Below are 19,952 nucleotides of genomic sequence, written 5' to 3'. Positions count from 1 at the left end.
GTGCCGGTCCCCGCCCACACGAGGACATCGCGCCGGCCACGCCCGGAGGCGCTCCTTTGTGGAACGCCTGGCTCGGGCACCTCCGCCTGCCCGGTCGCGCCTCAGGGGCGGTCGTGGTGGCTGCGGTGTTCGACGATCTCGTCGCGGTGGTCGACCGCCCACTGCACGAGCGACAGGACCGGGCCCAGCAGCGACTCGCCGAGCGCGGTCAGCCGGTAGTCCACGCGCGGCGGCACCGCCGCCTGCACCGTCCGGTTCACCAGCCCGTCGCGTTCCAGCTTGCGCAGCGTCAGCGTGAGCATCCGCTGGGAGATGCCGCGCACGCCGCGTTGCAGCTCCCCGAACCGCTGCGGACCGTCGCGGAGCTTCCCGATGACCAGCAGGCTCCACTTGTCGCCCACCAGCGCCAGGATCTGCAGCACCTCCCAGTCCACCGCGTCCTGCGCTTCCCCGGCAGCTGCCACTGGTTACCTCCTCGAGCGCGACGAGAGAACGTGCCGCCCGGTGCCCGCGCCACCAGTACCGAACGATGCGGCTACGCACGAACAGTAACCAGCGAACCCGGGCGAGCGGAACACCTCGGGACCGTGCCGACAGTGATGGCCCGGTCGCGACGGGGGAAACAGCGACCGGGCCACCCGGGTGGACGCCTCGGGGTGCTAGGCGTCCACCTTCTCCGCGGGCGATTCCGCGGCCTGCGCCTTCCGCTGCGGAATCACCCGGGCGACCAGCGGCCACAGCAGGATCAGGGCCACCACGCAGTAGACGACGACGGAGAACGGCGTGTTGACCAGGCCACTGACGTGGCCGTCGCTGATCTGCAGGGCGCGACGCAGCTGCTGCTCGGCGGTCGGGCCGAGGATCACCGCGATGATCGCCGGCAGCACCGGCAGCCCGTAGCGGCGCATCGCCAACCCGATCAACCCGATGACGAACAGCAGCAGCAGATCCAGCGGCTGACCGCCGACCGCGTACGCGCCGACGCTGGCGAAGAACAGGATTCCGGCGTACAGGTACGGGCGCGGAATCTGCAGCAGCCTCGCCCACACCGGGGCCAGCGGCAGGTTCAGCACCAGCAGCAGCACCGAGCCGATGAACATGCTGGCGATCAGCGCCCACACCAGGCCCGCCTCCCGCTGGAACAGCAGCGGCCCCGGCTGAATGCCGTACTGCTGGAACGCCGCCAGCATCACCGCGGCCACCGCCGTGGTGGGCAGGCCCAGCGTCAGCATCGACACCATGGTCCCGGCGGCCGAGGCGCTCGCGGTGGCCTCCGGACCGGCCACGCCCTCGATCGCGCCCTTGCCGAACTCGTCGGAGTGCTTCGACAGCTTCCGCTCGGTCACGTACGACAGGAACGTCGGGATCTCCGCGCCACCGGCCGGGATCGCGCCGAACGGGAAGCCGATCAGCGGACCGCGCAGCCACGGCTTCCAGGAGCGCCGCACGTCCTCCGCGCCCAGCCACGGCCGCCCCACCGGGATCGGCTGCCCGGCCGTGCGGCGCAGGTGCGCCGCCACCCACAGCGACTCACCGATGGCGAACAGGCCGACCGCCACGATCACCACGTCCACGCCGTCGGACAGGTGCAGCAGGCCGAACGTCAGCCGCTGCTGGCCGGTCATCTCGTCCAGGCCGATCAGCCCGATGGTCAGGCCGATGAGCAGGGAGGCGAAGCCGCGCACCCGGGACTTGCCGAGCACCGAGGTGACCGCGATGAACGCCAGCACCATGATCGCCAGGTAGTCGGGGGCGCCGATGTTGACCGCCAGCGACGCCACGGTCGGCGCCAGCAGCACCAGCAGCGTGATGCCGACGATCGCGCCGATGAAGTGCCCGATCGCCGCCGCGGCCAGCGCCTGCGCGCCGCGGCCCTTGCGGGCCATCGGGTTGCCCTCGATCGCCGCCACCACCGCGGCGCTCTCCCCCGGCGTGTTGAGCAGGATCGACGTCGTCGACCCGCCGAACATCCCGCCGAAGTAGATGCCGGCGAACATGATGAACGCGCCGGTGGGTTCCAGGGCGTAGGTCACGGGCAGCAGCAGGGCCACCGCCATGGCCGGGCCGATGCCGGGCAGCACGCCGATCGCGGTGCCCAGCAGGACCCCGATCGCCGCCCACACCAGGTTCATCGGCGTCAGCGCGGTGGCGAAACCGTCGAGCAGCAGGTTCAGCGATTCCATCTCACAGCACCCCCATCAGCGGGCCGCCGGGCAGGGGGACACCGAGCAGGTTGTTGAACACGAAGAACGTCACCACCGACAGCGCGGCCGCCACCAGCGGGTCGCGCACGGTGTTGCGGCTGCCCAGCGCGTAGGCGCAGCCCCAGAACAGGATCATCCCGGACAGCGGGAAACCGATCAGGTTGATCAGCGCCGCGTTGGCCAGGAACGCCGCCGACAACAGCAGCACGGTGCGCCAGTCACTCGGCTCGGACAGGTCGACGTCCTCGCCGGTCTCCGACTCGCCGCGCCCGCCGCGCAGCACGTCGCGGGCCAGCAGGACCGCCACGACCAGCAGCAGCGCGCCGACGATGGAGGGCACCGTCTTCGGGCCCACCGGACCGCGCTGCGTGAAGTCGGTGGAGATCGTCGCGGCGTCGACGAGCACCAGCACGCCCAACGCCGCCAGCAGCGCGCAGATACCGAGCTCGGACCGGCCCTTCAGCCAGTTCCGCCCGCTCCGCGGCTCGGTCCGTTCCGCGGTGACTTCGGTTGTCATGCCAGCCCCAACTCCTTCAGCACCGAGGCGACCCGCTCGTTTTCCTGGCGCAGGAACGCCCCGAACTCCTCGCCGCTCTGGTGGGCCCCGGTCCAGCCGTTGCGCCGCATCGCGTCCTGCCACTCCGGGGTGTCGTGCAGCCGGTCGAACAGCGTCACCAGCTTCTGGCGGTCGAGGTCGGACAGTCCGGGCGGTGCCACCACGCCACGCCAGTTGGTGAACGTCACGTCCACCCCGGCCTCGGTGAGCGTCGGCGCGTTCACGCCGGGGATGCGCTCCGGGCCGGTCACCGCCAGCACCCGCAGCTCGCCGGCCTGGATCTGGTCCCGGTACTCGCCGATGCCGGAGACACCGAAGGCGACCTGGCCGCCGAGCACCGACGCCAGCAGTTCCCCGCCGCCGTCGTACTGCACGTAGTTGACCTGCTTCGGGCTCAGGCCGATGGCCTTGGCCATCAGCATCGGCGCCAGGTGGTCCGGGCCGCCCGGCGACGAGCCGCCGCCGACCGGGACCTCGCCCGGCCGGGCCTTCCAGTCCGCGATGAGCTGCCCGAGGTCGTGGTAGGGCGAGTCCTTGCCGACCACGACCACGTTCGGCTCCTCGACGAGCTTGGCGATCGGGGTGGTGTCCTGCAGCGACACCGGCGAGTGGTTGGTGTAGACGCTGCCGACCACGCCGAGGCCCATCGACATCGCGAGCTTGCCGTTGCCGCGCTCGTTGACCACCCGGCCCAGCCCGACCGTGCCGCCCGCGCCGGGCAGGTTGAAGACCTCGACGTTGCTCTGCAGCCCCGCGTCGTCCATCGCCTTGACCGCGGTGCGCGCGGTGATGTCGTAGCCGCCGCCGGGCGAGTTCGGCACGAGCACCCGCAGCCCGCGGATCTGCGCCTCGGCGCTCGTGTCGCTGCCGGTGCTGATCAGTGGAGGCACCAGCAGCACCAACAGCACGGCTGCCACCACAGCCAGCGCACTGCGTAGGCGCATCGGGCAATCCCGCCTCTCCGTTGTGGTCGGAACGTGAGCTGCGTCATGGTTGCCACACGACGGCTGCCCTGTCTCGCTTTCGCACGTATCGACACTTTTGTTCGTTGTGTAAGCACACCGGCGAAAACCTGCGTCGACCTGCGAAAACGGCGAAACTGAATCGAATCGGCCGGAGGAGGGCGAGGATGTCCGGAAGCCGACCCGCACCGCGTGGGGTGTGCCCGACCTGCGGCGGCAGGGGGTATGTCAGAAAGCCCCGCTCGTTCCTGTCGCTGCGGACCGGTGAGGCGTCGACGACGCTGGTGTCGGCCCCGTGCCCGCAGTGCCGGGAGGAGCCGGGCTGGCAGCGGGGGTTCGATCCTCCCGTGTGAGGATCGGGATCATGACCGAGCAGCAGGAGCCGAGGCCGACCGGCCCGAACGCCGTGTGCCACACGTGCGGCGGGATGCAGAAGATCGCCGCGCCCCGGCTCTACGCGGTGCAGGCCACCACCGACGTCACGACCGGCATGACCCTGGCCGAGTGGCGCACCTGCCCGCAGTGCGGCGGCCGGGGGTACCTACCGGGCCTGCAGGCTCCCGCCTGAATGTTCGGCCGCTGGAGAAGACCGGCACTTCGGGCGCGGACCCCGCTCTGACCTGGGGTGCCGTGCGACCGGGCGAGGCGGCCGGTTACCGTTCCGCTGCCACCGGCGGTGGAGGAGGTGGACGCGGTGCTGCGGGTGCAGGGGTCGCTGTCGCGGCAGCTGCTGAGTTGGCAGCTGGTCATCATCGGCCTGCTGCTCGCCTCCGTCGCGGTGTTCTCCGTGGCGCAGACCGACACCGCGTTCCGCGCCACCGAGGGCCGCAAGATGCTGTCGGTGGCCGAGGACCTCGCCGCCACCGAGGGGGTGCGGACCAGCCTGGCCGACCCGTACCGGCGTGACGCGCTGCCGATCTTCGCCGAGAGCGCCCGCAGCCTCTCCGGCGCCGACCACGTGATCATCGCCGACGGCCGCGGCACGGTACTCACCTCACCGGACCCCGGCCAGCGCGGGCAGCCGTTGGAGCTGGGCGAGAGCACCGTGCTCAGCGGCCGGTCCTGGGTCGGCGAGGTGCGCATGGACGGCGTCGACTCGCTGGTCGCGCACGTGCCGGTGATCTCCGACGACGCGCGCATCATCGGCGTCGTCGCGGCCGGCCGCAACACCCCCGACCTGCTGCAGGGGCTGCGGCAGGCACCCGAGAACCCGCTGGCGCTGCTGCTGTTCGCGACCGTCCTGGGCGTGGCCGGGTCGGTGCTGCTGGCGCGGCGGGTCAAGCGGCAGACACTGGGGCTGGAGCCGCAGGAGATCACCCGGCTTGTCGAGCACCGCGAGGCCCTGCTGCACGGGGTTCGGGAGGGCGTGCTCGGCGTCGACCAGCAGAACCGGATCACGCTGGTCAACGACCAGGCACGCCGCCTGCTGTCGCTGCCGGACGACTGCGTCGGCCGCGACATCGACGCGCTGGACCTCAACGACCGGGCCCGCGACGTGCTCACCGGGCGCACCGGCGGCGTGGACCAGATCGTGCTGCGGCGCGGCAGGGTCGTGGTCCTCAACCGGATGCCGATCTCCTCGGTGGGTGCCGTGGTCACCATGCGCGACCGCACCGAACTCGTCGACCTGCAACGGGAACTGGCCGTGCACCGGGACACCACCGACACGCTGCGCGCGCAGGCGCACGAGTTCAGCAACCACCTGCACACCATCTCCGGCCTGGTCGAACTCGGCGAGTACGACGAACTGCAGCGCTACGTGCAGCGCATCAGCCACCGCCACGAGCAGTGGCACGCCGAGGTGACCGCGCGGGTGCACGACCCGGCCACCGCGGCGCTGCTGATCGCCAAGTCGAGCCTGGCGGCCGAACGGGGCGTGGGGTTGCGCCTGCACGAGGGCAGCTACCTGGCCGAGGTCGACGAGCAGCTGTCGGCGGATCTGGTGACCGTGCTGGGCAACCTGGTGGACAACGCGCTGGACGCACTGGAGGGCGCCCCGGTGGACGCCGACCGGTGGGTCGAGGTCGAGCTGCGCTGCACCGACGAGGTCACCGTCGTGGTGCGCGACTCCGGCCCCGGGGTGGCCCCGGGGATCGTCGAGGAGGTGTTCCGGCACGGCTTCACCACCAAGGCCGCGCGGGGCGGCGAACGCGGCCTGGGGCTGGCGCTGACCCGGCAGATCTGCCGCCGCCGCGGCGGTTCCGTGGAGGTGCACAACGCGCACGGCGCGGTCTTCACCGCGCGGTTGCCGCTGGGAGGAGCGGAGAAGTGATCAGGGTGCTGGTGGTGGACGACGACTTCATGGTCGCCAAAATCCACAGTGGATACGTCTCGCGGGTGGCCGGTTTCGAGGTCGCCGGGGTCGCCCACACCGGTGCGGACGCGGTGCGCGCCGTCGAAAACCTGCGTCCCGATCTGGTGTTGCTGGACATCTACCTGCCGGACGTGGACGGCCTGTCGGTGCTGCGGCAGCTGCGCGCCAGCTCCGGCGCGGACCCGGACGTCATCGTGATCACCGCGGCCCGCGATCTGGACACGGTGCGCGGCGCCATCCGCGGCGGCGCGCTGCACTACCTGATCAAGCCGTTCAGTTACGAGGCGCTGCGCGACAGGCTGGAGGACTTCCGCGCGCTGCACCGCAAGCTCAGCGAGCTGCCCGGCGACTCCCCCGCCGCGCAGCAGGATGTGGACCAGCTGTTCGGCAGCCGCCACCGCCGCGCCGCGCCGCCGCCGAAGGGTCTGGCCAGCGAGACCGCCGAGATCGTCGAGCGCATCCTGCGACAGGCCACCGCCGCGGGCGGCGACCTGTCGGCGGCCGAGTGCGCCGACGCCACCGAGCTGTCCCGGGTGAGCGCGCGCAAGTACCTCGAGCACTTCGTTGACTCCGGCCGCGCGGAGGTCCGGTTGCGCTACGGCGGCACCGGCCGCCCGGAACGCCGTTACCGCTGGAACTCCTGACCCCCGCGACCGGGGTGCGGCGTCCGGCAGGCGGCGAAGCCGCTTGCCACCCACGCGAGATGCCGCGGGTCTCAGGCACGAGTACCACCATCCTGTTCGCTCCGCAACCGTGCGACTACTCTGCGCACCAGACGGTGACCGGAGGTGCGATGGCGGAGCACGCCCAGATCCCCTACGAACTCAACCCGGACCGCCCGAGCGGCGCCCGGGCCCAGAACTTCCTTCTCGGCGGCAGCGCGAACCTCGCCTCCGACCGCGCGCTGGCCCGGCGGGTGCTGGCGGTGGCCCCGGAGATCCGGCTCTACGCGCTGGCCGGCCGCGCCTGCCTGCACCGGGTGGTGCGGATGTGCCTGGCCGCCGGGGTGCGGCAGTTCCTGGACATCGGCTGCGGCATTCCCACGGACGGCAACACGCACGAGATCGCGCAGCGGGCCGCCCCGGAAGCGCGCGTGATGTACATCGACAGCGAGCCCGTCGCGGTCACGCACGGCGAACTGCTGCTGGAGGGCAACCCGAACGCCGCGATCGTGCGCGCCGACCTGCGGGACACCGCGCGCGTCCTCACCGAGACGCGGCGGCTACTGGATCTTGCGCAGCCGGTCGCGGTGCTGATGTTCTCGGTGCTGCACTTCGTCCCCGAGGAGGACGACCCGGCCGCACTGCTCACCCGCTACCTCGACGCCGTGCCGTCCGGCTCGTACCTGGCGCTGACGCACCTGACGGCCGACCACGCGCCGGAGACCATGCGGGCCGTGTTCGCGCTGCTGCAGGAGAGCCAGCTCCCCGGCACGCCGCGCAGCCGCGCCGCGCTGGAGAAGCTGCTGGCGCACCTGGACCTGCTGGAGCCGGGAATCGTGCCGATCACCGAGTGGCGGCCGGACCCGGCCGACCCCGAGCTGAAGCTGACCCGCCCGTTGGGGTATGCGGCCGTGGCCCGCAAACCGTGAGCAACGCAACAGCGGCCCAACAGCCCAGCGCACTCGGCCGTTCGCCCTGATCAGGGCCGACCATTCCCGAAATATCGCCACAAAACCCCTGCTACGGTGGCGGTCGTGCCCGAGACCACCGCAGCGCGAGCCAGCAGAGCCCCGGGCCGGAGCACCCGCAAGATCAGCTGGGACTCGATCCGCACCGGCTGCGTGGTGCTGGTCATGCTCTACCACGCGACGTTTCTCAGCACCTACCTGCACCCGGAGCTGACACCGCGGAGGCTGGTGTTTCCGTACCAGGTTGGTGCAAGCCTGCTGCTGGTGATCTCGGCCTACTTCGCGTGCGTGACGATCAGCCGCGGCCCGCTGCTGCGCTACTGGTGGGGGCGTATGGCCCGGCTACTGCCGTCGTTCCTGGTCGCCGTGGTGGTGATCTACGCGGTGATGCGGTGGGCGGCGATCGAGGGCTGGTTCTTCCCGGGCCCCGCCGATCTGGTGTCAAACCTGCTGATGCTGTGGAACTGGAAACCGGCGGACTACTGGTTCATCGACGGGTCGCACTGGACGGTGCCGCTGCAGCTGATGGGCTTCACCGCCGCGGCGCTGCTGTTCCGCACCAGGTGGGGGCACGGGAGGCGGATCATCGCGGTGCTGTGGGCGGCGGTGCTGGTGCCGATCGCGCAGTGGCCGCTGCGGGTGTCGAACCCGCCGGAGACCTACCGCACCCTTGTGGACGGCATCGGTGCGCACCGCTGGCACCTGTTCGTGGTCGGCGTGGCGATCTGGTTGTGGTCAACGCGGCGCATCGGGCTTCCGCACTTCGGCGGGTTGCTCGCCGCCTGCATGCTCGCGCAGGCGCTGCACAACTACTCCGAAACACCGGAGGGCCTGGTCGCGGACTGGGGGTCGACGGTGGCGGTGTGCGTCGGCATGGTGGTGGTCGCGCTGGTGGCGCGGGGGCCGGACTGGAACCGTGTCATCCCCGGCTGGCTGGCCGGGCGCATCCAGTGGTTCGCCGGGATCTCCTACGGCGTGTTCCTGATCCACCAGACGATCGGCTACATCGTCCTGCGAGAACTGGACGATCTGGGCGTCGACACCCTCGTGCAGACGGCGGCGATGGTGCTCACCGGAGTGCTCCTGGGCTGGGTGCTCACGCGCGTGGTGGAGCGCCCGGCGCACCGGTTCCTGATGCACGCCTACGACTCCCTCGCCACCCGCCGCACCTGATCGGGGCACGGGTGAAGGGCACCTGCTGCCGTATCCGGCTCTGCAGGGTGAACTGGTCCCCGGTGCCCTTCACCGGTCGCCGGCGCGCCGCTAGATCGGGCGGCGGGTGAGCAGTTGCGCGTCGAGCGGCGTGACGCGGTGCGCTCCGGGCACCACGTCCGCCCAGCGGCGCACCGCCGATTCCGCTTCGGCGCGCTGCTCCGGCGGGAGCCCGGCGATCTGCGCGCCGTGGTTGGCGCCCGGCACCAGGTAGCGGTAGGAGTCGCGGGTACCGGGGCCCAGTTCGAAGGGTTCGGCGCTCCACGGGTCGCGCTCGCCGTAGACGAACATCAGTTCCGCGCCCTGCTCGCGGACCCACGCATCGACCTGCCGCATCACTCCCTGTTCGAACCGCATCGGGATCTCCCGGGGAACCAGGTTGCGCGGCTGGCTGAGTTCCCGGTGGTGCAGCAGGTCGGCCAGCGGTTCGTCATTCACGTGCGGCCACCCGAGCTGCGTGCCCGACTGGTAGTAGTACGGCACGTAGGGTTCGATGCCCTGGTCGGTGTAGAACGAGAACTGCACGGTCTCGTCGAAGAAACGGTAGATCTCGTCGGTGCTGGCGGTGGTCGCGGGCACCTTCGCGCAGTCCTGCTGGCCGCGGTACTGCCAGAACGCGAACGGGGCGTCGAGCACGACCAGCTCCAGACCGCGGTCGATGTCGCCGATGATCCGGTCGAAGGTGAGCCCCTCCGCGTCGGCGGAGGCGCGGAACGTCGCCAGCATCTCCTCCCGGCGCAGCAGCGCCTCCCGCTGCACCGCGGTCAGCGCGGCCCGGCACGCCGGGTCGGTGCCGACCCTGGCGAGGAACTCGTCGTAGCGGTCCTGGTCGTTGTCCACGTCGTTGGGCGCCACATAGGCGACGGTGCCGTCCACATCGTCCGGGTAGAAGTACCGGTGGTAGACCGCGGTCATACCGCCCTTGCTGGCCCCGGTGGTGATCCATTCCTGCTGGTAGACGGCGCGCAGCGCCTGCACGACGCGGTGCTGGTCGGTGGCCGACTGCCAGATGTCCAGATCGCTCCAGTCGGCGGGCTCGGGCCGCGACGGGGTGAAGAAGCGGTGTTCGAGGTCCACCTGGTTGCCGTCGACCAGCCGGGTCGGCTCGGTGCGGTTCATCGTGCCGGGCAGTTCGTAGCCGCTGGTGTGCAGCACCGTCGGCCGATCCAGCCCGCGGTGCAGCAGGGTCAGCCGCTGCTGGAAGGTGCCGACGTCGGGGTGCCGGTGGTCAGCGGGCTGGGTGAAGGTGAGGTCGAACAGCCGGAATCCCGATTCGGCGGGCCGCTCCGCCACGATCGTCAATCCCGGCACGGCCTCCAACCGTTGCCGGATGTCGTCCGCCGGTGCCGCACCCGCTTCTACGCCGATGAACAGCACCCCGAGAGTCGCGAGGAACGCGATCAGACCACGCCATCTCATGCAGCCTCCTGCGAGGATCGAGAACGCCGTAGAAACGGGGTGATCATCTCAGATTTTGGAACGTTCCCGACGTATGCTCCCCGCAGACCACCGCAGCCGGTGAAATCCGGTGCACAAGGGCGCTGTTACGGCACATCGCGCAGCGGGGGCGGCAGCTTCCCAGGAAAACTGGCGCCCCGCTGACCGTTCGACGGGCGCCTCAGGCGCGGCTGGGTGCGGTGGCGTGCTCCGGTACCGGTTCCTCGGCGCGCTGCTGGGGCACCTCGACCTCGCTGGTCGGCACCTGTCCACTGCGGACGGTCTCGCTGACGTAGGCGTCGGCCGCCGCGCTGGCCGCGCCGGACTCGGTCGCCGCCAGGAACGGCTCTGCCGCCGCCAGCACCTGCTGCGCGGCCCGCACCCGCTCCGCGACGTCCTGCCGCATCCGCAGCATCGTCTCGGCGTACTCGTCGGCCCGCCGGATCCGCCGCTCCGCCTCGAGGGTGGCCTCCCGCACGCGTCGCTGCGCCTCGGCGCGGCTGGCCTGCTCGCGCTCGGCCAGGATGCGCATCGCCTCTTCCCGGCGCGCCGCCATCGACACCTCGAAGTCGTACTCGACCTGGGTGCGCCGCTGCTCTGCCTCGGCGTCCAGTCGCCGCCGGTTCTGCTCGGCCTCGCGCGCCATGCGCTGCACCTCCTCGCGGGTGCGCGCCAGCATCTCGTTGCGCTGCTGCTCGGACTGCCGCCGCCACTCGTCGGCCTCGGCGACCAGCCGCTCGTAGCGGGCGCGGAGCTCGGCCGCGGCCTGCTCGGACCGGGCCCACTCGTGCTCGGCGGCGGCCTTGGCGGACGCGATGATCTCGTCGGCCTCATCCTGCGCCAGCCGGACCATGCGGCGTAACCGATCGGTCAAGGCGGCGGCGTCGATCGGTGTGCGGGCCTGCTCGTCGAGCTGCTTCTTGAGCGACTCGATCTCGGCGCGCGCCTGCTCCAGCTGCGCGGACAGATCCGCGACCTGGCTCAACGCCGAGTCGCGATCCTCGGTCAGCAACCGGATTTCGGCCTCGGACTGCTGGATGTAGAACTTCACCTGCGATCGCCGGTACCCGTACCACACGGTGTCGAAGTCCGCCTTCAACGGCACGAGTTCACGCTCATCGCTGTGCCCCATGGTCTCACCCCACTCGGTTGATCAGCAGTGCTGAGAGCGAGCCACGCCCCGACGCGGCAAGTCCGTTGTACACCGGGAAAGCGTCCGACGGTGTGCTCCGCCGAGCTGAACCGATCGCCCCTGGTTGGGACGCACGGTGCCACGGATCGCTGGTCGCCATTGTCCACCGTCGCGGCGAGTGAGATCAACAGCGCGAATTCCACCGCGGTGCAACGGTCATCCGTTGTTGACCCACCGGACACCGGTGGGAAACCGCTGCTGGAATCAGGTTTTGGCGCCAGGTGCCAGCACCCTGCGGAAGATCGTCTCGATTTCATCTCGGCTCGGCACCGATTCCCGGACGATGCCCTGCAGCAGCAGGCCGCAGAAGACGACCGACAGCGCGCGGCCGGTGGCTGGATCGGTGTAGGCGGCGAACAGCTCGGCCAGCGCGGTGTCCCATTCCTGGCTGACGTGGCGCAGCGCGGGCCGGTGCAGCGCGGCGATGTAGAGCTGGTGCTCGACGGCGGTCTGCGCCCGCGCCGGGCCGAGATAGTGCAGCACCAGGTCGGTGAGCGCCTCGGCGAGGTCCGTGCCGGATTGGAGCCCGTCGGCCCACTGCCGCAGGTGCTCGACGTCGTCGGCGGCGGCCTGCCGGAGGGCGCTGGCGAGCAGGTCGTCCAGCGTCGCGAAGTAGTAGGTGGTGGATCCCAGCGGAACGCCCGCCGCGGCGGCCACGGCGCGGTGCGTGAGCTTCTCGACCCCGCGTTCGGCGACGACGGTGATCGCGGCGCGCGCGATGCGCTCCCGCCGGGCGGGGTCCTTGCGGCGGGCTGCGGGTGCGGGCTGGGTGGTCGACATGCGCTCGGGCATTCCTCCGTGCGGTGCGCGTCCGGTGCACCCCCAGCCTGCCATGCCGGACCCCGACCACGGTGCGGCCCATGTCACCGCCGCGGCGTTCCCGCAGTTCACCGGGCGACTTTCGAAGTCGCAACGAGTACGTCGAAACTGGTTATGTACAGATGTACATCTACGGTGTTAAGGTCTTCGGCGAACATGCGCCGGTGAATGCCGGCGGCATTGCACGAATACGCGCCACGGCCGCCACCGAATGGGCCCCAGGAGGTGAATTCCGCAGCACGTGTGCCGACAGCACCCGTTCGGCAGAGTGCGCGGCCCGGCGCCGGTGACGCATTCGCGTGGCGATGCGACGACGCTCGATGCATTGTGAGCAGGCCGCCACCGCGGTCACCTCCGGCTGCTCACGCCACAAAAAGCACAACAGACATCACGGGGAAAACTCATGTCGCACGCTGAGAATTCGGCGCCCACGCTGTTCATCGACGGCGAATGGGTCCGGGCCGCCGAGGGCCGCACCCGGGAGATCCGCTGCCCGGCCGACGGCACCCTGGTGGCCACCGTCGACGAGGCGGGACGCGCCGATGCCGAGCGCGCCATCGCCGCCGCGCGCCGCGCCTTCGACGACGGCGCCTGGGCGGCCACCTCGCCGTGGGAACGCGGTGACCTGCTGCTGCGGGTCAGCGACATCCTGGTCCGGGACAAGGCCGAGTTCGCCCGCGCCGAGTCGCTGGACACCGGCAAGCGCCTGGTGGAGAGCGGCTACGACATGGACGACATCGCGGCCTGCTTCCGCTACTTCGGCAAGATCGCCGGCACCGACGCGGGCCGCATCGTGGACACCGGCTCGCCGGACTCGATCAGCCGCGTGCAGTACGAGCCGGTCGGCGTCTGCGGCATGATCACGCCCTGGAACTACCCGTTGCTGCAGGTGGCGTGGAAGGTCGCCCCGGCACTGGCGGCAGGCAACACCTTCGTGCTCAAGCCCAGCGAGCTGACGCCGAGCACCGCGATCCTGCTGATGCGGGCGCTGACCGAGGCCGGACTGCCCGCCGGGGTCGGCAACCTGGTGCTGGGCACCGGTCCCGAGGTCGGCGCGGTGCTCGCCGAGCACCCCGACGTGGACCTGATCTCCTTCACCGGCGGGCTGCACACCGGCCGCCTGATCTCGGCCGCCGCGGCGCCCACGGTGAAGAAGGTGGCGCTGGAGCTGGGCGGCAAGAACCCCAACATCGTCTTCGCCGACGCCGACTTCGACACCGCCGTGGACTACGCGCTGACCGCGGTGTTCCTGCACTCCGGGCAGGTGTGCTCGGCGGGTGCGCGGCTGATCGTGCAGGACGAGATCCACGACGCGCTGGTCGACGAGATCGTCCGCCGCGCCGAGCGCATCCGCATCGGCGGGCCGTTCGACGACGACGCCGAGACCGGGCCGCTGATCTCCGCCGCGCACCTGCGCAAAGTCGAGGACTACGTGGCCAAGGCGATCGCCGAGGGCGCCGTGCTGCGCACCGGTGGCCGCCGCCCGGAGGGCGAGCGCTACGCCAACGGCCACTACTACCTGCCGACCGTGCTCGATGAGGTGCAGCAGGGCTCCTACGCGGTCACCGAGGAGTCCTTCGGGCCGGTGCTGACCGTGGAGCGGTTCACCGACGAGGACGACGCGGTGCGCATCGCCAACGACACCCACTACGGCCTGGCCGGCGCGGTGTTCACCGGCGACCCGGGCCGGGGCCAGCGGGTCGCCAACCGGCTGCGCCACGGCACCGTCTGGATCAACGACTTCCACCCCTACCTGCCGCAGGCGGAGTGGGGTGGCTTCAAGCAGTCCGGCATCGGACGCGAACTGGGCCGGTCCGGACTCGGCGAATACCAGGAAGCCAAGCACATCTACCAGAATCTGCGGCCCGCACCGCAGCGCTGGTTCTCCGGAGAATAAGGGAGGAATCGCTCGATTCCGCGCGCGGCGGTCATGGTGAACCGCCGCGCGCGAGCCGCGGCCGATCGCGCCGCCTCTCTGATCATTTCTCGCGCGACGCAAGCAACCACCCGATCCTCATCTTTCCGCATCCGGCGGGGAGAGTGCGGGCGGGAAAGGAGTTCGGGCATGAGCGCGCCCAATTATGACGCCGAGCTCAACGAGTTCGGCTACACCAACAGACTGAAAAGATCGCTCGGCGGGTTCCACACCTTCGCCGCCGGGATCAGCTACATCTCGGTGCTCACCGGCACCTTCCAACTGTCCTACTTCGGGTTGTCCTACGGCGGGCCTGCCTACTGGTGGTCCTGGCCGGTGGTGTTCGTGGGGCAGTTGCTCGTGGCGTTGAGTTTCGCCGAGCTGGCATCGCGATACCCGATCGCCGGGTCCATCTACAACTGGGCCAAGAAGCTGGGCGGCCAGCACGTCGGCTGGCTGGCCGGGTGGATGATGCTGCTGGCCTCGATCGTGTCGATCTCGGCCACCGCGCTGGCCTACCAGAACACCCTGCCGCAGATCTGGTCCGGCTTCCAGTTCGTCGGCGACGGCAGCAGCAGCGTCGACCAGGCCGTCAACGGCATCATGCTGGCGCTGGTGCTCATCCTGTTCACCACGCTGGTCAACGCCTTCGGCGTGAAGCTGATGGCCCGCATCAACAGCGTCGGCGTGTTCATCGAGCTGGTCGCCGCGGTGCTGCTGATCGGGGCGCTGGCGCTGGTCGCGGTGAACCCGCCGACCGTGGTCATGAACACCGCCGGCACCGAGTCGGCCTTCGGCGGCAGCTACCTGGCCGCGTTCCTGGTGGCCGGCATCGCCTCGTCGTATGTGATGTACGGCTTCGACACGGCCGCGTCGCTGGGCGAGGAGTCCATCAACCCGCACCGCAACGCCCCCAGGGCGATCCTGCGGGCCCTGATCGCCTCGTTCATCCTGGGCGGGCTGATCATCCTGCTGGGCCTGATGGCGGCCCGCGACCTGTCCGCACCCGAACTCACCGAGAGCGGTCTGCAGTTCGTGCTCAACGACGCGCTCGGCCCGATCGTCGGCCGGCTGTTCCTGCTGGCCATCTTCGTGGCGATCACCGTGTGCGTGCTCGCGGTGCACACCGCGGCGATCCGCATCGCCTTCGCCATGGCCCGCGACAACGCGCTGCCCGCCGGGTCGCTGCTGGCCCGGGTGAGCCCGCGGTTCCAGACCCCGGTCCTGCCGGCGGTGCTGATCGGGGTGATCGCGGTGGCGCTGCTGCTGGTCAACATCGGCCAGCCGCAGATCTTCACCGCCATCACCAGCCTGGCCATCATCCTGATCTACATCTCGTACCTGCTGGTCACGGTGCCGATGCTGATCGCGCGGCTGCGCGGCAGGTGGTCGGCGCCCCGGGAGGAGGCCAAGCGGACCGGGCGGTTCAGCCTGGGCAAGCTGGGCCTGCCCATCAACGTCCTGGCCGTGCTGTGGGGCGTGGGCATGACGATCAACCTGGCCTGGCCGCGGCGCGAGGTCTACAACGCCGAACCGCCCTACCACTGGTACCTGCAGTACAGCTCGGTGCTGTTCGTCGGGATCGCGGCCGTCGGCGGGTTCGCGTACTACTGGTTCGTCCAGCGCCACAGGGTGGGCGTGCTGGCCGAGCACGCCGCGCAGTCTACTTCGGACATTCCAGCCAAGACCCCGGTCGCCTGAGCGGAAAGGGAGAATCGATGACAGACACGTTCGACTACGTCGTGGTGGGCGGCGGCAGCGCGGGTGCGGCGGTCGCGGCCCGGTTGTCGGAGGACCCGGACGTCACCGTCTGCCTGCTGGAGGCCGGTCCGTCCGACGTCGGCGACAAGGCGATCCTGGAGCTCAAGCGCTGGATGGCGCTGCTGGAGTCCGGCTACGACTGGGACTACCTGGTCGAACCGCAGGCCAACGGCAACTCGTTCATGCGGCACGCGCGGGCCCGGGTGCTCGGCGGCTGTTCCTCGCACAACTCCTGTATCGCGTTCTGGGCCCCGGCCGAGGACCTCGACGAGTGGGAGTCGATGGGCGCCACCGGGTGGGGCGCCAAGGACATGTTCCCGCTGTTCAAGCGGCTGGAGACCAACGACGGCCCGGGTGACCACCACGGCCGCAGCGGCCCGGTGACCATCCGCAGCGTGCCGCCGAAGGACCCGTGCGGTGCGGCGCTGCTGGAAGCCTGCGCGCAGCAGGGCATCCCGACCACCGAGTTCAACTCCGGCCGGACCGTGGTGCACGGCGCCAACTGGTTCCAGATCAACGCCCGGGAGGACGGCACCCGCGCGTCGTCGTCGGTGTCGTACCTGCACCCGATCATGGGCAAGCGGCCGAACCTGGAGGTCCGCACCCAGGCGTGGGTGAAGAAGGTGACCTTCGACGGCACCCGCGCCACCGGCGTGCAGTACCTGGACCCCGACCTCATCCACACCCGCACGGTGGCCGCGCGCCGCGAGGTCGTGCTGTCGGCCGGGGCCATCGACACGCCGAAGCTGCTGATGCTGTCCGGCATCGGCCCGGCCGAGCACCTGCGCGAGGTCGGCGTGGACGTGCTGGTGGACTCCCCCGGCGTCGGCTCCACCCTGCAGGACCACCCGGAGGGCGTGATCGGCTGGGACGCCAAGCAGCCGATGGTCACCGACTCCACGCAGTGGTGGGAGATCGGTATCTTCACCACCACCGAGCCGGGCCTGGACCGGCCGGACCTGATGTTCCACTACGGTTCGGTGCCCTTCGACATGCACACCGTGCGGCAGGGCTACCCGACGTCGGAGAACAGCTTCTGCCTGACCCCGAACGTCACCCGCGCCCGCTCCACGGGCACGGTGCGGCTGCGCAGCCGCGACTTCCGGGACAAGCCGAAGGTCGACCCGCGGTACTTCACCGACCCGCACGACATGCGGGTGATGACCGCGGGCATCAAGCTGGCCCGCGAGATCGTGGCGCAGCCGGCGATGCGGGAATGGGCCGGGGCGGAGCTGTACCCGGGCCCGGACGTGCGCACCGACGACGAGATCGCCGACTACATCCGGCGCACCCACAACACCGTGTACCACCCGGCGTCGTCGGTTCCGATGGGCGCCGCCGACGACCCGACCAAGCCGCTGGATGCGCGACTGCGGGTCAAGGGCGTGCAGGGTCTGCGGGTGGCGGACGCCTCGGTGATGCCGTTCCTGGTGACGGTGAACCCCAACATCACGACGATGGCCATCGGCGAGAAGTGCTCCGACCTGATCAAGGAGGACAACCGCTGATCAGCTGACCAGCGGCGGGCGCCTCCGCACGCACTGCCAGACCGGAGGCGTCCGCCGCTCACCCACAGGTGCCGCGCGATGTCGCGCGATGTCGCGAGCCCCCGCTGGAGGCTGACGCCGCTCAGGACCCCCGGCGCACCAGCACGGCGGCGGAGCCGAGGAGCGGCAGCACGACCAGGGTCGCCAGCCCGTACTCGAACGCCGACGAGCTGACGAACGACCGGAACGACGCGCCACCGCCCTGCCACACCGTCACGGGCCAGTCGCAGGTGACCTCCGCCGGCCCGGAGAACCAGCGCGCCACCTCGATCTGCTCGCGTCGCCGGACCGGCTCGACCACCCGTCGCGGCCCGGCCTCGGGCACCACCGTGCAGGTCGCGTGCCGGGGGAAGTCGAGCACCAGATCCCCGTCGGTCCACCGGTACGGCTCGTCGTCGACCGCCGAACCCGACAGCGACCCGACGACGATCAGCGCCACCCCGACCAGCCCGAAGAACGCGCTGAGCAGGACGAGCAGGCAACCGGGCAGCAGCGATCGGCGGCGTGGACGGGTCACCACTGGCTCGGCCGATCCATCCAGCCGCCGCCGTAGCCGTCCGAGTCGTCCCAGTCCGGCTCGGTGGCCCGCGGGCTCGGCTGGTCCTCCCGCGGCGCGTCGTCCGCCCTGGCGGCGATCACCGCGTCGACGTCGTGGCCCTCGCGCAGCATCGTGTAGGCCGCCTGCGCGTCCGGCAACCCCGCCGAAAGCGCCTGGACCACACCAGGATCGTCCAACGCCTGGCCGGAACGGATGTCCTGCCAGGTCAGTTCGCCGGCGTCGATGCGGCGCTGCAGCTCGCGCAGCTCGGGCGCGGCCTGGTCACCGCGCGCGAACTGCTCGACCTCGGCGAGTTCCTCGTCGGAGAGCTCCGAGGGCTTCTCCCGGAACTGCTCGGCCAGCCGCGATGCCTCGTCGGCGATGCGGTTGGCCCCGTCCAGGGCGGCGTCCAACTGCTCGACGAGCTCTCGCAGCTGCGGATTGTTCAACGGATGTGACACTCGTCGCGTCCCTTCCTCCCGGCTGTGGCGTCGTTCGGTGACCGTAGCGGGCGGTCAGGCTCCCCCGCCGGTCCCGCCGCCACCGCCTGATCCACCGGTGCCGCCGCCACCGGTGCCGCCCGATCCACCGCCCCGGCCGCGCAGGCTGCCGAGGGCCGGCCCCGCCGTGGCCATCGCCGCCCCCATCGCGCCGGACTTCACGGCCTTGCGGCCGTCGTCGTACTTCTGCTTGGCGTCCTGGGTCTCGTCGAGGACGTTCATGGCATCGTTGACGCTGTTGACGTCCTTGATCTTCATCAGTGCCGTGCCCATCGCCACGACGCCGTCGATCATCGACCTGACGCCCTCGATGATCACCCCGACCTGGATGATGATCTTGCGGATCATGTCGACGATGTCGATGACCTTGACGATCTCCAGGACGACCGTCGCCCAGCCGGCGGGCCCCAGCGCCGCCTTGATCGCCAGCTTCATCAGCTCGCTGATCAGCAGGTCCAGCAGGGACAGCGCGATGCCGCACAGCATCCGGCAGCTGTCGGCGGTGCTCTGGAACTTGTTGCTGATCAGCATGGCGATCTGCGAGTCCGCCTCGATGGCGACGGTCCACACCACGCTGATGTGCTTTTCGAAGTTCTGTGCGGCTTCGCCTTCCCAGTGCGGTTCCAGCTGGCCGAGCCCCGCATTGAGGTTGTTGCGCACCGCGTCCAGCGCCTTGGCGATGTTGTTCCAGGCCGCCGCGTTCTGGTCGATCTTCTCGAAGTCCCCCAGCAGCGGCTTGATCAGGGTGTCCACCAGGTTCTCACCGGTGACCTTCTCATAGACCCAGTTGACGCCCTGCAGCTTCCAGCCGGCGGCCTCGATCAGCTCCTTGGTCGACTGCCGGCCGGGCCGGTCCGCGGCCGCGGCGTTGAGCTCCGCGACCGGATCCTTGGTGTCGGCGTATCCGCTCACTTGCGTCCCCTCAGGCTGGTGGCCTCGCCCATGATCGACTCGACCTCCTTGATCCGCTCGGAGTTGGTCTGGTCGCCCTTCTCGTAGACGTCGGCGGACTCCTTCAGCGCCTCGGCCACTCCCTTGAGCCGCTCGTTGCCGAACTCCAGCGTTTCACCGAAGAGCCTGCCGACCGCGATGACGACCGGCTGAAGCAGCGCGAGCAGCCCGGTGAAACCGCTGGTGTCCGACCCCCTGGTCTCGGCGTGCTGGCGAATGGCCAGGAAGTGCTGCGCGTTGCGCTCCAGCATCTCGGCGTAGCCGCGCAACTCCTCGGGTTTCACCCTGAACTTCTCGCCCATCGCCCCTCCACGTCGTCGCGAACCAGCACGTTGGACGCGCGCACCGAGCATGAGGTTCCCACCGGCGCCGGGTTTTTCCGGCGGTTCGCCAGGAAAACGGCACGGTGCCAGG

The 19,952-nt window shown here is 70.4% G+C and carries 19 protein-coding genes; 8 read left to right on the top strand and 11 right to left on the bottom strand.

Annotation, left to right across the window (positions count from 1 at the left end):
- Window positions 1-101 precede the first annotated feature (101 nt).
- The 4 genes from IEY17_RS19560 to IEY17_RS19545 form a co-directional block, all read right to left on the bottom strand.
- Window positions 102-464, bottom strand: coding sequence for a winged helix-turn-helix transcriptional regulator (locus IEY17_RS19560; RefSeq protein ID WP_229680324.1), 363 nt, complete (start codon window positions 462-464; stop codon window positions 102-104).
- A gap of 195 nt (window positions 465-659) precedes the next feature.
- On the bottom strand, window positions 660-2,183 hold the full coding sequence (locus IEY17_RS19555; protein ID WP_188989856.1) for a tripartite tricarboxylate transporter permease: 1,524 nt from the start codon (window positions 2,181-2,183) through the stop codon (window positions 660-662).
- Between the two features lies 1 nt (window position 2,184).
- A complete protein-coding gene (locus IEY17_RS19550; RefSeq protein ID WP_188989855.1) occupies window positions 2,185-2,721 on the bottom strand; it encodes a tripartite tricarboxylate transporter TctB family protein in 537 nt (178 codons plus the stop codon).
- Entirely contained in the window at window positions 2,718-3,704 is a 987-nt protein-coding gene (locus tag IEY17_RS19545) for a Bug family tripartite tricarboxylate transporter substrate binding protein (protein ID WP_188989853.1), read from the bottom strand. Before IEY17_RS19545 ends, IEY17_RS19550 begins: the two co-directional genes overlap by 4 nt.
- A 382-nt stretch (window positions 3,705-4,086) precedes the next feature.
- On the opposite strand from IEY17_RS19545, the gene IEY17_RS19540 reads away from it, so the two are divergent.
- From IEY17_RS19540 to IEY17_RS19520, 5 genes are all read left to right on the top strand, one after another.
- Window positions 4,087-4,290, top strand: a complete 204-nt coding sequence (locus IEY17_RS19540) for a hypothetical protein (RefSeq protein WP_188989851.1) — start codon at window positions 4,087-4,089, stop codon at window positions 4,288-4,290.
- Window positions 4,291-4,416: 126 nt separating this feature from the next.
- Window positions 4,417-5,994: a sensor histidine kinase gene (locus tag IEY17_RS19535; protein ID WP_373289908.1), complete on the top strand. Its 1,578-nt coding sequence runs from the start codon at window positions 4,417-4,419 to the stop codon at window positions 5,992-5,994.
- The gene (locus IEY17_RS19530; RefSeq protein WP_188989849.1) at window positions 5,991-6,680 is read left to right on the top strand and encodes a response regulator; all 690 of its coding nucleotides are present in this window, start codon (window positions 5,991-5,993) and stop codon (window positions 6,678-6,680) included. The genes IEY17_RS19535 and IEY17_RS19530 overlap by 4 nt, the downstream gene beginning before the upstream one ends.
- Before the next feature lie 149 nt (window positions 6,681-6,829).
- Window positions 6,830-7,627, top strand: a complete 798-nt coding sequence (locus tag IEY17_RS19525; protein WP_188989848.1) for an SAM-dependent methyltransferase — start codon at window positions 6,830-6,832, stop codon at window positions 7,625-7,627.
- A 105-nt stretch (window positions 7,628-7,732) separates the two neighbouring features.
- Window positions 7,733-8,839: an acyltransferase family protein gene (locus tag IEY17_RS19520; protein WP_229680323.1), complete on the top strand. Its 1,107-nt coding sequence runs from the start codon at window positions 7,733-7,735 to the stop codon at window positions 8,837-8,839.
- Between the two features lie 90 nt (window positions 8,840-8,929).
- Here the strand turns inward: IEY17_RS19520 and IEY17_RS19515 are convergent, their stop codons facing one another.
- The 3 genes from IEY17_RS19515 to IEY17_RS19505 form a co-directional block, all read right to left on the bottom strand.
- The gene (locus tag IEY17_RS19515) at window positions 8,930-10,297 is read right to left on the bottom strand and encodes a S28 family serine protease (protein WP_188989844.1); all 1,368 of its coding nucleotides are present in this window, start codon (window positions 10,295-10,297) and stop codon (window positions 8,930-8,932) included.
- A gap of 199 nt (window positions 10,298-10,496) precedes the next feature.
- The gene (locus IEY17_RS19510; protein WP_188989842.1) at window positions 10,497-11,447 is read right to left on the bottom strand and encodes a coiled-coil domain-containing protein; all 951 of its coding nucleotides are present in this window, start codon (window positions 11,445-11,447) and stop codon (window positions 10,497-10,499) included.
- Window positions 11,448-11,711: 264 nt separating this feature from the next.
- Window positions 11,712-12,287 (bottom strand): TetR/AcrR family transcriptional regulator, encoded by a 576-nt coding sequence (locus IEY17_RS19505; protein WP_188989840.1) that lies wholly within the window; start codon window positions 12,285-12,287, stop codon window positions 11,712-11,714.
- Between the two features lie 442 nt (window positions 12,288-12,729).
- Here IEY17_RS19505 and IEY17_RS19500 point away from each other — a divergent pair, with 442 nt between their 5' ends.
- The 3 genes from IEY17_RS19500 (at window position 12,730) to IEY17_RS19490 (ending at window position 17,510) form a co-directional block, all read left to right on the top strand.
- Window positions 12,730-14,223: an aldehyde dehydrogenase family protein gene (locus IEY17_RS19500; protein ID WP_188989838.1), complete on the top strand. Its 1,494-nt coding sequence runs from the start codon at window positions 12,730-12,732 to the stop codon at window positions 14,221-14,223.
- 168 nt (window positions 14,224-14,391) lie between these two features.
- The gene (locus IEY17_RS19495) at window positions 14,392-15,942 is read left to right on the top strand and encodes an APC family permease (RefSeq protein ID WP_188989836.1); all 1,551 of its coding nucleotides are present in this window, start codon (window positions 14,392-14,394) and stop codon (window positions 15,940-15,942) included.
- A 17-nt stretch (window positions 15,943-15,959) separates the two neighbouring features.
- On the top strand, window positions 15,960-17,510 hold the full coding sequence (locus IEY17_RS19490) for a GMC family oxidoreductase (RefSeq protein WP_188989834.1): 1,551 nt from the start codon (window positions 15,960-15,962) through the stop codon (window positions 17,508-17,510).
- Window positions 17,511-17,631: 121 nt separating this feature from the next.
- Here the strand turns inward: IEY17_RS19490 and IEY17_RS19485 are convergent, their stop codons facing one another.
- The 4 genes from IEY17_RS19485 to IEY17_RS19470 form a co-directional block, all read right to left on the bottom strand.
- The gene (locus IEY17_RS19485) at window positions 17,632-18,066 is read right to left on the bottom strand and encodes a hypothetical protein (RefSeq protein ID WP_188989832.1); all 435 of its coding nucleotides are present in this window, start codon (window positions 18,064-18,066) and stop codon (window positions 17,632-17,634) included.
- Entirely contained in the window at window positions 18,063-18,536 is a 474-nt protein-coding gene (locus IEY17_RS19480; protein ID WP_188989830.1) for a hypothetical protein, read from the bottom strand. Before IEY17_RS19480 ends, IEY17_RS19485 begins: the two co-directional genes overlap by 4 nt.
- A 66-nt stretch (window positions 18,537-18,602) precedes the next feature.
- Window positions 18,603-19,499: a WXG100 family type VII secretion target gene (locus IEY17_RS19475; protein WP_188989828.1), complete on the bottom strand. Its 897-nt coding sequence runs from the start codon at window positions 19,497-19,499 to the stop codon at window positions 18,603-18,605.
- Complete coding sequence (locus tag IEY17_RS19470) at window positions 19,496-19,840, bottom strand: type VII secretion target (RefSeq protein ID WP_188989825.1); 345 nt, start codon at window positions 19,838-19,840, stop codon at window positions 19,496-19,498. Before IEY17_RS19470 ends, IEY17_RS19475 begins: the two co-directional genes overlap by 4 nt.
- Between the last annotated feature and the right edge of the window lie 112 nt (window positions 19,841-19,952).

Source organism: Saccharopolyspora thermophila, assembly GCF_014646075.1.
GTDB classification, from domain to species: Bacteria; Actinomycetota; Actinomycetes; order Mycobacteriales; family Pseudonocardiaceae; genus Saccharopolyspora; species Saccharopolyspora thermophila.
Note: the sequence above shows the minus strand (reverse complement) of the source record. Positions and strands in the feature narration are given on the sequence as shown.

Excerpts from the sequence above, each read along its gene's own strand:
- IEY17_RS19555 (WP_188989856.1), bottom strand. The coding sequence starts at position 2,183 with ATGGAATCGCTGAACCTGCTGCTCGACGGTTTCGCCACCGCGCTGACG.
- IEY17_RS19550 (WP_188989855.1), bottom strand. The coding sequence starts at position 2,721 with ATGACAACCGAAGTCACCGCGGAACGGACCGAGCCGCGGAGCGGGCGG.
- IEY17_RS19545 (WP_188989853.1), bottom strand. The coding sequence starts at position 3,704 with ATGCGCCTACGCAGTGCGCTGGCTGTGGTGGCAGCCGTGCTGTTGGTG.
- IEY17_RS19540 (WP_188989851.1), top strand. The coding sequence starts at position 4,087 with ATGACCGAGCAGCAGGAGCCGAGGCCGACCGGCCCGAACGCCGTGTGC.
- IEY17_RS19525 (WP_188989848.1), top strand. The coding sequence starts at position 6,830 with ATGGCGGAGCACGCCCAGATCCCCTACGAACTCAACCCGGACCGCCCG.
- IEY17_RS19515 (WP_188989844.1), bottom strand. The coding sequence starts at position 10,297 with ATGAGATGGCGTGGTCTGATCGCGTTCCTCGCGACTCTCGGGGTGCTG.
- IEY17_RS19510 (WP_188989842.1), bottom strand. The coding sequence starts at position 11,447 with ATGGGGCACAGCGATGAGCGTGAACTCGTGCCGTTGAAGGCGGACTTC.
- IEY17_RS19505 (WP_188989840.1), bottom strand. The coding sequence starts at position 12,287 with ATGTCGACCACCCAGCCCGCACCCGCAGCCCGCCGCAAGGACCCCGCC.
- IEY17_RS19500 (WP_188989838.1), top strand. The coding sequence starts at position 12,730 with ATGTCGCACGCTGAGAATTCGGCGCCCACGCTGTTCATCGACGGCGAA.
- IEY17_RS19495 (WP_188989836.1), top strand. The coding sequence starts at position 14,392 with ATGAGCGCGCCCAATTATGACGCCGAGCTCAACGAGTTCGGCTACACC.
- IEY17_RS19490 (WP_188989834.1), top strand. The coding sequence starts at position 15,960 with ATGACAGACACGTTCGACTACGTCGTGGTGGGCGGCGGCAGCGCGGGT.
- IEY17_RS19470 (WP_188989825.1), bottom strand. The coding sequence starts at position 19,840 with ATGGGCGAGAAGTTCAGGGTGAAACCCGAGGAGTTGCGCGGCTACGCC.